The organism is Mycolicibacterium llatzerense (assembly GCF_000878195.1).
Taxonomy (GTDB): domain Bacteria; phylum Actinomycetota; class Actinomycetes; order Mycobacteriales; family Mycobacteriaceae; genus Mycobacterium; species Mycobacterium llatzerense.
Genome location: NZ_JXST01000055.1, coordinates 19,683 through 32,635 on the forward strand (window position 1 = coordinate 19,683; position 12,953 = coordinate 32,635).

The window sequence follows — 12,953 nt, forward strand, 5'->3', positions numbered from 1 at the left end:
AAGAGAGCCGCCTGCGTCAATTCCCAAGCAACACAAAGAGACCGACCCGAAGGGCCGGCGCAAACAGTGGCTTGGCGCCCGCTTACCGGCCGCGCTTCGTCGCGGCAACTGCGGCCAACGACTCGAACACGAGGCCGATCAATTCGCCGGCCGAGCGGTCCAGGCGGCGACTGCTGATCAGCATTCCCTCGAACAACACATGCGCCATGTCGGCGATCAATTCGGTGTCGACACCGCCCGGGTTACGCTCGGCGATCGCAGCGAGGAGTCGCTCGTCCAGCCACGACTGCACGCGGTCGTAGGCGACGCGGATCGCCTCCGACTCTTCCATCCGCTCATAAGCCTCGCGATGCAGACTGCGATACGACTGCGCGTCCGACACCAATGCCACCAGTTCCGCGTAGGGGTCTCCGTTGATCTTCCGATCAGCCTCGACCCGTTCGCGCACAGAGTCGAAGATGGAAGTGAGCGCCGCGGCGAACAGATCGTCCTTGGTCGGGTAGTACCAATGCACTGCGGCCGGGGCCACACCGGCAGCGCGCCCCACCGCGGCCACGCTCGTCCCCCGATATCCGTTGGCCGCGAACAGTTCCACAGCCTGCTCGAGAATGGCCGCCTCGCGCTCGGCCCGCGGAATCTGCTGACGGTTCCTTGGCATGCGGGAATGATACCGATCTGCCCAGAACTCTTGACTGCGCGTCAAGTAATCTCTTAACTAATAGATAAGAGATTCGGTTGGACTGAGGAGAACCCATGCGGCTGTACACAACTGACCGTGGCATCGGCAGAGAGGATCGCGACGGCACATTGGGGCTGCTCGACCTCCCTTACCGCGACCTCGGCGAGCTGTTGTCGGGGCCCGGCCTGGACGCCGCTCGAAGCGCAGCGTTCACCGAGGAGGTCGAACTGGCCGAAGCCAAGCTCTTGGCCCCGATCATCCGGCCCGGAAAGATCCTCATCGTCGGCCTGAACTACCCGAGCCATGCCGAAGAGGCATTGGCGGCCTTCGCTGCCATGGGTCGCGGCGACATCGCCATGCCCACCGAGCCGAACATGCATCTCATCGCTGGATCGGCGACCATCGGCCCGACCGAAGAGATCAAGTTGCCCGTGATCGCACCAGACGAAGTCGACTATGAAGGCGAGCTCGCCGTCGTCATGGGCCAGGCCGCAGCATCAGTTCCGGTTGATCGGGCATGGGACTATGTGGCTGGTTTGACCATCGCAAATGACCTCGGGGCCAGGGACATTCAGCGACGCGCCATGACAGGCGATCCCGTCGCGTCGATCGGAGTGGCGAAGAGCTTCGACACTTTCAAGCCCCTCGGCCCCTGTCTCGTGACAGCAGACGAGTTCTCGGACGGCCTCGATTTGAGGCTGCAGACACGCGTGAATGGCGAAGTGCGACAGGATGATCGAACCAGTAGCTTCATCTATTCGATCGCGGAGTTGGTCGCGCACTTCTCGAAACACCAGACACTTCACCCCGGCGACGTCATCTGCACCGGCACACCAAGCGGGGCCGGCTTCTTCACGGGACGCTACCTGCGGCCCGGCGACGAGGTCGAGGTCACCATCGAACGCATTGGAGTGCTGCGCAACCGAGTATCCGCGGCATGACCCCCAATATCTGGACGCCGGCTGAACAGAATCTTCCCGAGACCACGTACGACCTACTGGTGCGGTCTGCCGTCCGCTTCGGCGACAAACCCGCGTTACATCTGCTCGCGGACGGTTCGAAATGGCGCACACCAACGACGTGGACGTACAACGACCTACTTGGCCGCGTCACCCAAGCTGCCAACACGTATCTCGACGTCGGGCTCCCCAGTGGTGGAGTCGTTGGCCTGTTGCTGCCCAACACGGCTGCGAGCTATCCCGCGCTACTCGGAGCGCAAGCCGTAGGCATCGTCAACTCCGTCAACCCGATGCTGGCCACCGAACACGTCATCGACATATTCAGGCTCACCGGCGCCAATGTCCTTGTCGCACCGGCACCGAGCCTCGACGCAGACGGCTGGGACAAGGCGTGCGAGGTGCTCGCAGCGCTCCCCGAGATCACTGCACTGATCACTGTGGGCGGCCCTGTGCACAGTCCACCCGACCGCTGGGCCGGCGACTTCGACCAGTTGTGTGCGGCTCGGTCCGCTGCACGGCTGAGCATCGCAACGAGGAGATCGTCGAGCGACTTCGCTGCCTACTTCCACACCGGCGGCACAACCGGAACACCAAAGGTCGCGCCGCACACACACGCCGCCGAGATCTACCTCGCGTGGGCGTTGGGCACTCATGGCGCGTTCGGCGGGGAGCTATGTGTGTTGTCAGGCCTGCCGCTGTTCCACGTCAACGCGGTCATCGTCACCACTCTGACGCCCCTCCTCGCCGGCGGCACCACTGTGGCATTGGGACCATTGGGATTTCGTGATCGTGAGGCCGTCGCCGCCTTCTGGCGGATCGTCGAACACTTTCGGATCACCACCTTCTCGGCGGTGCCCACGGTGTATGCCTCCCTGCCTCCGGTTCCCGACGACGTTGACATCTCCAGCATGCGCGCGGGAATCGTTGGAGCCGCAGCGCTTCCGACAGCCGTGCGAACACAATTCGAGGCGGCGACCGGCATACCGATGATCGAGGGATATGGCCTGACGGAAGCGACCTGCGCCAGCACGTTCGTCCCGTTGGGCGACGCCCGGTACGGAAGCGTGGGTCTGCCGCTGCCCTACCAACAGGTCAAGGCAGTCCGCCTTGACGATGAGGGGCGCCCGGCTGACGACTGCCCTGCCGGGGAGGTCGGCGTGCTCGCGATCTCTGGACCCGCTGTGTTCCCAGGGTATTTGCGGCAAGGGCCCAATGGTCCGGCTCCCGATCCGACCGGAGTTATCGAGGACGGCTGGCTGCTGACGGGCGACCTGGGACGAGTGGGCGCCGATGGGTTTGTCTATCTGTCTGGCCGCGCCAAAGACCTGATCATCCGCGGTGGTCACAACATCGATCCGAGACTCATCGAGGAGGCCCTGCTCTCCCACCCCGACGTGGTCGCCGTCGCCGCCGTGCCACGACCGGACGCGCATTCAGGCGAGGTCCCAGCCGCATATGTTGTCCTGCGCGCCGGCGCAACCGCGAGCGCAGACACCCTCCGGCGATGGGCCACGGCTCACTGCCCCGAGCCGGCATCGGTTCCCAAGTTCTTCCACATCGTGGATGCGATACCCGTGACCGCAGTCGGAAAAGTCCACAAGGTCCCACTGGCACACGACTCGATACGTCGGGTGGTGCTGCAAGAACTGGAAGAGTCAAAGCTCAGCGCCACAGTTGTCGTCGCCGATGTGGACGGGCGTGCGCACGCAACGGTTCAATTGGTCGACGGCGCCAACCACGGAATTCTTGGAACGATCCGGAATCGGCTGTCCCGCTACGGATTCAGCTATGAGGTTGCCAACTCCACCTCAGCGTGACGGAGGAGTCAAGAACTCGCTACACTGCTGCGCCTACTTCAGCAGACGGCCGGCCCCGACAGCGACGAGGCGCTGGTAGGCCGAACCCAGGACCCGCGCCATGAGGTCCAGCGCGATCGCGTCGGGACCGATCAACACGCGGGCCTTCTTCGTCTCGACCCCGTCGGTGATGGTCTTGGCCGCAGCCTCGGCGCTCGTCCGGGCGAGCCGCTTGTTGAAGACCTCGGCAAGCCGCTGCGCATCCCGTCCCTCGCCTGCGGTCGAGTTGTTCGCGATGTTGGTCTTGATACCACCGGGATGCACACACGTCACGGAGACGGGATGACCCGCCACGATCATCTCCTGACGCAGCGCTTCGGTGAACCCACGAACGGCGAATTTCGCTGCGTTGTAGGCACTCTGGCCGGGGATCGCAATGAGGCCGAACAGAGACGAGACGTTGATGACGTGGCCGTCGCCGGAGGCGATCAGGTGCGGCAGAAACGCTTTCGTGCCGTTGACGACGCCCCAGAAATCGACGTCCATGATGCGCTCGATGTCTTTGAAGTCCGAGTGCTCCACGTCGCCGGTGAACGCGATACCCGCATTGCTGTATACCTGATTGACCTTGCCGAAGTAGCCGGCGACATCGTCCGCATACAGCAGAAAAGCCTCGCGCTCAGCGACATTGAGCCGGTCGGCCTTGACCTCGACACCGAATTGCCGCACCAGGCGTTCAGTTTCGGCGAGGCCGTCGACGTCTACATCGGAGATCGCGAGCTTCGCACCCTTGGCGGCGAGACGCACCGCCAGCGCACGGCCGATGCCCGACCCGGCGCCGGTGATGACGCAGACTTTTCCTTCAAATGACGTGCTCACGTGTGTACCTCCTGAGGTGGGACTGCGGGGCGAGTTCGCCGGACCTGAACAGAGCCACGTCGGCTGTGAGTGTCAAGTACGTCGGCACTGATGATCAGCGGACCAGCGCACTGGGCGAAAGGTGCACGTATCCCAAATATCAACATTTGATGTGCAAAGTGCACCACCGCGGAGCAATCCCTCGCCGTTTCAGAACGGCAAAGGACCTCCTACCCCGGTCTATTGAGGAAAACTGCGTTTCCGGAGGTAGATCGAATGAACGACGACCCGAGCGGCGTAAGTGCGGCGGCGAAGACCAAGCCCGAACGTCGCGGCATCATGCAGTCCTTCACCGCACTGTGTGTCCGCTATGTCGAACGCCTGATGCCCGACCCGTACCTGTTCGCCGTCATCCTGACGCTGATCGTCGCCGGCCTGGTCGCGTTCCTGGTGCAGGGCGCCACGCCCAGTGGCATGCTCAAGGCCTGGTACGGCGGAGTGTGGGGATCGCAGAACATCTTCACGTTCGCGTTCCAGATGGTCCTGATCCTGGTGACGGGCTACACGCTCGCCGAAGCGCCCGTCCTCAAGCGAGCCATCGTCCATATCGCGAGTAAGCCGAACAACCAGGTCCAGGGCGCCCTGCTCTGTTTCAGCGTCAGCGCCGTGCTGTCCCTCCTGAACTGGGGACTCGGACTGGTGGCCGGTGCTCTGGTCGCCCGGCAGGTCGCCAAACGCATGACCGACGCGCATTTCGGCTACCTGATCGCGGCGGCATTCATGGGCTTCATCGTTTGGACACAGGGGCTTTCGTCGTCGATCGCGCTTGCGAACACCGACAGCGGCAGCCCGATCAACGTGATCCACAAACTGACCGGCATCACTGTTCCGTTGAGTCAGACCATCTTCCAGCCCTACAGCTGGCTGTCGGCGATCGTCGTACTGGCGATCCTCGCGCTCGCCGTCTGGCACATGGCACCGACGCAGAGCCTCGCGCCCGACCCCGCGGTCTTCGAGGACGAAAACCAGGCGGACGCCGACGCTCATGCCGGATTGTCGGCTTCGCCGGCGGCAGGCAACAAGACTTTCGCCGAATGGCTGGAGAACCTCTGGATTCTCAATGTCCTCGTGTTCGCCGCGGGCATGGCCTATTTCGTGCTCAGCGGTTTCGCCCTGAACATCTCCTCGATGATCATGTTGTTCACGATCACCAGTGCGCTGCTGCACCGCACGCCGATCCGTTTCATCCGGGCGTTCACCGGTGCCGCCAAGGTGTCCGGTCCGCTGCTCCTGCAGTACCCCCTGTACGGCGGTCTGGTCGGCCTACTCGGTTACCAAGCGGCGAAGGGCGACAAGCCGGTGCAGACGCTGCTGGCCGAAGCGGTCGTCAATGGAGCGACCGAGCACACGCTGCCGTTCCTGACCTTCATCGGCTCGTTGATCATCAGCCTGTTCGTCCCGTCCGGCGGCGGGCACTGGGCTGTGCAGGGTCCGATCGCGGTCGACTCGGCACTGGCGATCGGCCAGCATTCGCCGGCATATCTGGGGTTGATCTCGATGGCAGTCGCTGTGGGTGAGGGCGTCGCGAACATGATCCAGCCGTTCTGGCTGCTGCCGCTGCTGGCAATCGCGAAACTGAATGTCCGCCAGGTGATGGGTTTTACGGTGGTCGCTTTCCTGATCGGGACGGTGGTGTTGGGTGCTACCACCCTCATCGCACCGCACGTGCTCTGACGCCACCTAAACGCAGCACCACAGCCAGACGACTACCTGCCCGATCGGGTAGGTGGTGGGCCTATCCACCTGACCATTGGTCCAGACGACGGCGCGCCGTAGGCTAGGTGTATTACCTGCATCACAGGATGAGGGATCGGTCTGGTGAGACTCGATGTGGTGTCGCCCGCGCAGCTCGCGGCGACGACGGTGGCGACGGCCCCACCGACTCGGCTGCTGAAATTCCATGCCCCTGAGATCGTGTTCGGCATCGACTCGATGGTGGAGGCAGCGCACGCCGCCGTTCGCCTGGGTGGCCTGCGGCCGCTGGTGGTCACCGACCCTGGGCTTATCGAGGCGGGGTGGGTAGCCGAACTGATCGGGCATCTACGCAGCCAATGCGTCGAAGCGCAAGTATGGAGCGGCCTGACCCCGAACCCGAAAGACCACGAAATCACCGCGGGCCACGAGTTCTACCGCTCGCAGGGTTGCGACGTGCTCATCGCGTTGGGCGGCGGGTCGGTCATCGATGCCGCCAAGGGCATTGCGATCCTGGCAGCCAACGGCGGCAACATCCTCGATTACGCGGGCGTGGACAAGGCCACCGCACCGATTCCGCCGCTGGTGGTGCTGCCTTCCACGTCGGGCACCGGCGCCGACGTCTCCCAGTTCTGCATCGTCACCGACACCACCCGCAATACCAAGATCACCATCTTGGGCCGTGCCCTGGTGCCCGACATCACCGTCATCGACCCGCGCCTACTGACCACCATGCCCGAATGGCTCAACGCGGCAACGGGATTGGATGCCCTCACACACGGCATCGAAGCATTCGTGTCGCTGGGACACAATCCGCTGACCGACCACCACGCTCTGCGGTCCGTCGTAATGGTCACCGAAAACCTGGTCACCACCATCGAGCGGCCGCACGACATGCCCGCCCGGGTACTGATGGCGCAAGCCGCGTTGGAAGCCGGCCTCGCATTCACCAATGCCATCTTGGGTGCCGCGCATGCCATGAGCCACCAAGTCGGCGGGCTGCTCGACTTGCCGCACGGTGTCATCAACGGTGTCCTGCTACCCCATGTGGTGCGGTTCAACGCCGAGGCCGACCCGGCGCCGTTCGCCACCATCGCCGCCTGCCTCGGGCTGGCCGACAAGCGGGCTCCCGAATTGGAATCCGCACTGGCCCTTGCGGATCGCCTCGAAGAGCTGGCCAGACAGGTGGGAGTGCCGCGCGGCCTCGCCGAGCTGGGCGTCCGCGACGCTGATGTGCCGGTGCTGGCGCGCAACGCACTGCAGGACGCGTGCCTGACCACCAACCCTCGCCCCATCGACGATGCACAGCTGCGCGCGCTGTTCCGGGCGGCGCTATGACCGCGATGCCCGGCAACCCGGTGGTCCCGCCCAGGGCGATGATGCCGGATTTGGACCAACTGACCGGGGTTCGGTCCGGCAAGGGCACCTTCTACCCCGAGTTCCGGGTGGCCGCGCAGCGAACCGAACGGGTGATAGCGGCGCTCGGCGCCATCTCCCGGGCCCTGGTGCAAACCGTCAATGGGCCCGAAAACTTGGTGCGGGCAGTAGCTGAGGCGGCCCGCACCCATCTCGGCGCCGAATGGGTGCTGCTGGCTCTGGCTGACGGCGCATTGCCCGAGGCACGTCCGCGCCATCTCATCCTCGATGCCGACGGGCATGCGTACTCGTTCGAAGGTCTATCCGGCGCCAAGCATCCGGTACCGCACCTGCCGGACGCCGTCCTGAACCGCCTCAACGACGTCCTGCGCGGGCGGCTCGCCCAATTCCGGCTACCGGTGATCGAAAGCCACCACTCGCACGTCCCGATCGAACTCGACGGCGGCGTGATCGGAGCATTCGCTGCCTGGACGCCACCGCACCGGCTGCTCGACGAGATTGATGAGACGGTGATGCGAATCCTGGCCAGCCAGACCGCGGTAGCGCTGCAGAACTGCGAACTGTTCCAGCGCTCCCAAACCTTGCTGGCCCAGTCCGAGGCCCGCAATGCGCAGCTGCTGGCCACCAAACGCGAACTCGGTGCGGCACAACGCCATCAGGTGTTGGATTCCGAGCGGCAGCGGATTGCGAGGGAACTGCACGACAGTGTCGCGCAAACTGTGCTGTCAGCCGGCATGCAGATCGAGGTGTGCCGCAGTGAGATCGAATCACGTTCCGGTGCAGCAGATCTGGTAGAACGACTGGACACCGCCAAGACCCTCACGCGGTCGGCGGTCGAGCAGCTACGGTCGGCCATCTACGCACTCAACCATTCCACCGACTCCGACCGATCCAGCCTCCCAGAGCTACTCGAACAGCTCGCCACGGTGCACATGCCCAAAGACTTGCGGGTGACGCTCCGGGTCAACGGCACTGTCGCTGAATTGCCCAGCGGAGTCGAACGCAGCCTGCTTCGAGTTGCCGGTGAGGCACTGTTCAATACCGCGATGCACGGTCGCGCCTCACGGGCGATCGTGCGGCTGAGCTACCGCGCCGCTGGGGTCACCCTGTCGATATCTGATGACGGCATCGGTGACCCGGACAAACTTCGATTGATGCTGCGGCTGGCCGATGTCGCCGACCTCGACGGGCATCATCGCGGGCTGGCCAACATGCTGGCCCGGTGCCGCGAATACGGCGGGACCTTCACTGTCGGCCGATCACGCATCGGTGGAGTGCGGGTGGTCGCGACCATTCCGCGCAACCCTGAGAGCACAACCGAGTTCCACCCGAAGGAGTGACTCGATGACTGTTGACACCAAGACCAAGGCGATCCGGCTCGCGCTGGTCGACGACCACGCCATCCTCCGGCAGGGCCTGCGTTCACTGCTGGAACGTGAAGACGATCTCATCGTGGTCGGCGAAGCGTCCAGCGAGCCGGAGGCCGAGGCCGTCGTCGCGGCCACACGTCCTGACGTGGTGCTGCTCGATCTCAAACTCTCGGCGGGTTCGGACTTCGAGGGATTATCGTTGTGCACCAAGCTCTCTGGCGCACATCCCGATATCGGATTGCTGGTGCTGACCACGTTCCTGGACGAGGATCTGGTGGTACGCGCGGTGCACGCGGGAGCGCGTGGCTACGTGGTCAAGGACGTCGACACCACCGAGCTGGTACGGGCGATCCGCGCCATCTCCATCGGGCAGAGCGCCTTCGACTCGCGCAGCGCCGCCGCCGTGGTCCGCTCCCTCAATGGAGGCGGCCAAGCACGCGAGACGCTCACCGAGCGGGAACTCGAAGTGTTGCGACTGCTCGCTGCAGGCCTGTCCAACCACAAGATCGGTGAGACCCTGTTCATTTCGGCAACGACCGCCAAGTTCCACGTCAGCAATATCATGCGCAAACTTGCGGTCAGCCGGCGCGCCGAGGCGGTCTACGCCGCCAGCAAAAAAGGCCTGATCTAGTCAGCCCACGCGGAAGAGGTACCGCAACGGGTGCTGGCCCGCGCGGTACCTCTTCCAGGCGACCGGCGTCGTCCGTCACACGACGCTCCCCGCTGTCAGTCGTTTCGGTAGTCGATGACGACGCGCCCGTCGATCTGTCCTCGTTCCATCCGGGTGAAGACATCGTTGATGTCATCGAGACGCGCGCTGGTGACGGTTGGCTTGATCAGGCCTCGGGCGTAGAAATCCAGAGCCTCGGCCATGTCCTGACGGGTTCCGACGATCGACCCGCGAATGGTGAGTCCCTTGAGAACGATGTCGAAGATCGGTGCCGGGAAATCTCCCGGGGGCAGCCCGTTGAACACGATTGTGCCGCCGCGACGGGCCAGTCCGATCGCTTGGCCGAACGCTTGCGGGTGCACGGCGGTGACCAGCACGCCATGGACTCCACCGGTGGCCTGCTGCACCGACTCGACGACGTCAGTGGTCCGTGCATTGACGACGACCTCGGCGCCGAGTCGGGTGGCGAGCGCCAGTTTGGCGTCGTCGACATCGATTGCGACAACACGTAAACCCATCGCGTGCGCGTACTGGACCGCGATATGACCCAGCCCGCCGATGCCTGAGATCGCCACCCATTGGCCGGGCCGGGTGTCGGTGACCTTGAGACCTTTGTAGACGGTGACGCCTGCGCACAGGATCGGGGCGATTTCCAATGGATCGGCACCGTCAGGGATGCGCGCGGCGTAGTCGGCGTTGACCAGCATGTACGTGCCGAAGCTCCCGTTGACTGAATATCCGCCGTTGCGCTGACTTTCGCACAGAGTCTCCCACCCGGTCCGGCAGTATTCGCAGCGACCGCAAGCTGACCACAACCAGGCGTTGCCGACCTTGTCTCCGACCGACAGGTCGACAACCCCCTCGCCGAGGGCGACGACCGTGCCGTAGCCTTCGTGGCCCGGCACAAACGGTGGCTGCGGCTTGATCGGCCAATCACCATGCGCTGCATGTAGATCCGTATGGCAGACACCCGAAGTCTCGAGCTTGACCAGGGCTTCACCGTAGCCCGGCGTCGGCAATTGCACATCATGCACCTGCAGCGGCACACCGAAATCGGTGACGACCGCAGCCCGCATGGTGTCGGTGCGCGCGGCGACGGTGTCAGAAGCCAGCGTTTGTGTCATTGATCCATTCCATTCGTGAGAGTTGTTTCTGCGAAAGATCTTTGAGCCGGACCGCTGAGGGTCGAGACTCGGCATACGGGAACCGGCGGCGACGCGAACGGCCCAGCAACGCCGAGCCAATCGCGCAATACTCATACCGCACAACGCTATTGACAGCGACGAGCCGGCGCCCGCCCCGATTGGGCGCAATACCAGACCCGCCGGGCGGGTGAGAAACTGCCCGATTGGACAGGTCCGCGACCACGGGACGACAGCCGGCGCCTCGTGCCGCCACGCTCATCGCGCCCTACGCGCTCTGACACCGCCGAACGCAACTGAGGACCGACGAGAAAAATCGAGCCCACTTTTGGCGCCGGAAACAAATCTTGACCCGATTTGTCCCAGCATCTTCCGTTTACCCATTGTGATGGATCACAATCTGCACGTGCCTTCCCCTGCCCAGCTGCCGCCGATCCCGGCGGATTCGCCATTGCGGAAGGTCATCGAGGATCGGGTCGATGAGATCGCCACGGAGCTTCTCCATGAAGCTGTCCAATCGATCGAGTGGCCCACCGCGATACCGATCGATCACTTCGATGACGAGGTCGTCCCGTACATCGTTGGCGGATTTCTCTACGGGTTCGCCCTGATCACTGAAGGGCGCAGGGTGACCGCGGCGGAAGCAGCCACATTCGTGCTTCCGGTGGCGGAGCGACATGCCGAGGATGGCATCCCCCTGCCGTTCCTGTTCACCGCATTGCACGCGGGCATCCGCAAGCTGTGGGAGATCGTGCTGGAAGAAGCAACCGACGGTGACGCGGAAACGATCGCCGCGTTGGGCATGTACCTCGCCGATCTCACCGGAACCATCAGCGTTCTGATGACCGAGGTCTATCAGGACTCAGATTTTGCACTCCGTGCCAACACCCGCCACCAGTTGAGCGCGCTATGCGCCACCCTCATCGCCGGCGAACCCGACCGCGCCACAGTCGCCAAGCAGGTCGGCATCAAGCTGAGCGAGCGCTACGAGGTCCTGGTGTTTCGGGTGGATGCCGACGAACCGCGCACCACCCACGAGATTCTGGCGGCACGCAGGCGGTTACGCCTGGCCAACCAGGTGTTCTATGGACGCGGAGCCAGCGAAATCCTCAACACGTTCGATGGTCACACGGGCGTCATCTTGCTGCCCGCGCCTACGGTTGAACAGGATGCCGACCCCCAGATTCCCGTACACCTCCGCACTCTGATCGACGCACTCTCCGAACGGCTCGACGTCGCGTTCTACGCTGCGTACCACGCCAGAGCCGAGCTGGGCGCCATTCCCACAGCGGTCTCAGAGGCCGACGAAATCACCTCCCTCGCAAGGAAACTCGGTAGAGAGCCCGGCGTCTACCAATTGACCGACATCCTGTTCGAGTACCAGTCGACGCGCCCCGGACCGGCCCGCGATCTGCTCGCCCGTCACATCGCACCGCTGAGCGACCACCCAGGGTTACTCCAAGCCCTCCAAGCGCATCTGCACCATGGCGCCGACCGGAAAGCCGCTGCCGCAGAGCTTTTCATTCATCCCAATACGCTGACCTACCGCCTTCGTCGCATTCAGGACATCACCGGCTACGACCCCACCGATCCCCAGCAATCCCGATTGCTCGCCGCGGCGATGACTGTCTACGCCATCGACCACGCGGGCAAGCCAACCGCTGCGACAAATCTGGCCAATCCTGGCTAGCCGGATCAGGTATCGGTCACGCCTTCGCCATCAAACTCGAGTCATGCGTATCCCCAAACCTATTGACCCGATAACACGGAACGAGATGTGAATTCAGCTGTGCAGCATCACGAGTCACTCCGCAGCGCGGCAACACAGTTGCGGCATGCGGCCACCCAGTGCACGAGTCCGACCGAGCGTATTCACTCGTACATCGCGACGATGATCGACCACGTCTACCCGATGGAACGCTGCGGCGAGGCATCAGTGCTGACGTCAATCTGGCTCAATCGTTCGGGACAGCACGTCGACCAGATCGATGCGCTCGTGGACGCATTGATCGAGCCGCTGCGCGACGCGATTCACGTTGGATGCCAGACAGGCGAGATGTCGTCACCGTGTCCGGACACCGACGCACAGGCGATCTTTCATCTGGTCACGGGCATGATCCTCACCCAGGGAGCCCCCGGCCGACGCGCCTCTGCGGAGTACATCAAAGGGGTGGTCATGGACGCTGTTGGGCACTCCCTCAAACTCGCCCGCCCCTGAACACGCGACTAGGGCGTGTCTCCCAATTTGAGAGTTCCCACGCGGGAGTGGATGACGGCGCAGGCCAACAAGACACCGCCGAGGTAGGTCAGGGCATATTTGTCGTAGCGGGTCGCAACACCGCGCCACTGC

General features: G+C 63.8%; 11 protein-coding genes and 1 pseudogene. 8 read left to right on the plus strand and 4 right to left on the minus strand.

Annotation, left to right across the window (positions count from 1 at the left end; translation table 11 throughout):
• Nucleotides 1-82 precede the first annotated feature (82 nt).
• A complete protein-coding gene (locus tag TL10_RS26610) occupies nucleotides 83-658 on the minus strand; it encodes a TetR/AcrR family transcriptional regulator (protein WP_081936715.1) in 576 nt (191 codons plus the stop codon).
• 95 nt (nucleotides 659-753) lie between these two features.
• Between TL10_RS26610 and TL10_RS26615 the strand changes: the two genes are divergently transcribed.
• Both TL10_RS26615 and TL10_RS26620 read left to right on the plus strand, forming a co-directional pair.
• Nucleotides 754-1,620: a fumarylacetoacetate hydrolase family protein gene (locus tag TL10_RS26615; RefSeq protein ID WP_043396670.1), complete on the plus strand. Its 867-nt coding sequence runs from the start codon at nucleotides 754-756 to the stop codon at nucleotides 1,618-1,620.
• Nucleotides 1,617-3,455 (plus strand): acyl-CoA synthetase, encoded by a 1,839-nt coding sequence (locus tag TL10_RS26620; protein WP_043988024.1) that lies wholly within the window; start codon nucleotides 1,617-1,619, stop codon nucleotides 3,453-3,455. The genes TL10_RS26615 and TL10_RS26620 overlap by 4 nt, the downstream gene beginning before the upstream one ends.
• 33 nt (nucleotides 3,456-3,488) lie before the next feature.
• On the opposite strand, the gene TL10_RS26625 is transcribed toward TL10_RS26620, so the two are convergent.
• On the minus strand, nucleotides 3,489-4,313 hold the full coding sequence (locus tag TL10_RS26625; protein WP_043988025.1) for an SDR family NAD(P)-dependent oxidoreductase: 825 nt from the start codon (nucleotides 4,311-4,313) through the stop codon (nucleotides 3,489-3,491).
• A gap of 318 nt (nucleotides 4,314-4,631) precedes the next feature.
• On the opposite strand from TL10_RS26625, the gene TL10_RS26630 reads away from it, so the two are divergent.
• From TL10_RS26630 to TL10_RS26645, 4 genes are all read left to right on the plus strand, one after another.
• Nucleotides 4,632-6,026 carry a TIGR00366 family protein gene (locus TL10_RS26630; RefSeq protein WP_192830314.1) on the plus strand — a complete coding sequence of 465 codons (1,395 nt, stop codon included), beginning with the start codon at nucleotides 4,632-4,634 and terminating at the stop codon, nucleotides 6,024-6,026.
• A 159-nt stretch (nucleotides 6,027-6,185) separates the two neighbouring features.
• Nucleotides 6,186-7,382, plus strand: coding sequence for an iron-containing alcohol dehydrogenase (locus tag TL10_RS26635; protein WP_043988031.1), 1,197 nt, complete (start codon nucleotides 6,186-6,188; stop codon nucleotides 7,380-7,382).
• Nucleotides 7,379-8,761, plus strand: a complete 1,383-nt coding sequence (locus TL10_RS26640) for a MadS family sensor histidine kinase (RefSeq protein WP_082068099.1) — start codon at nucleotides 7,379-7,381, stop codon at nucleotides 8,759-8,761. The genes TL10_RS26635 and TL10_RS26640 overlap by 4 nt, the downstream gene beginning before the upstream one ends.
• A 4-nt stretch (nucleotides 8,762-8,765) precedes the next feature.
• On the plus strand, nucleotides 8,766-9,422 hold the full coding sequence (locus TL10_RS26645) for a MadR family response regulator transcription factor (protein WP_043396677.1): 657 nt from the start codon (nucleotides 8,766-8,768) through the stop codon (nucleotides 9,420-9,422).
• A 95-nt stretch (nucleotides 9,423-9,517) separates the two neighbouring features.
• On the opposite strand, the gene adhP is transcribed toward TL10_RS26645, so the two are convergent.
• Nucleotides 9,518-10,585, minus strand: coding sequence for an alcohol dehydrogenase AdhP (adhP, locus tag TL10_RS26650; RefSeq protein ID WP_043988027.1), 1,068 nt, complete (start codon nucleotides 10,583-10,585; stop codon nucleotides 9,518-9,520).
• Nucleotides 10,586-10,931: 346 nt separating this feature from the next.
• Between adhP and TL10_RS26655 the strand changes: the two genes are divergently transcribed.
• Together TL10_RS26655 and TL10_RS26660 are read left to right on the plus strand one after the other, a co-directional pair.
• A complete protein-coding gene (locus tag TL10_RS26655) occupies nucleotides 10,932-12,293 on the plus strand; it encodes a PucR family transcriptional regulator (RefSeq protein ID WP_131630819.1) in 1,362 nt (453 codons plus the stop codon).
• A 201-nt stretch (nucleotides 12,294-12,494) separates the two neighbouring features.
• Nucleotides 12,495-12,821, plus strand: coding sequence for a hypothetical protein (locus TL10_RS26660; protein WP_131630820.1), 327 nt, complete (start codon nucleotides 12,495-12,497; stop codon nucleotides 12,819-12,821).
• 8 nt (nucleotides 12,822-12,829) lie between these two features.
• Here the strand turns inward: TL10_RS26660 and TL10_RS30770 are convergent.
• Nucleotides 12,830-12,953, minus strand: a pseudogene (locus TL10_RS30770) (IS5 family transposase); the annotation flags it as partial.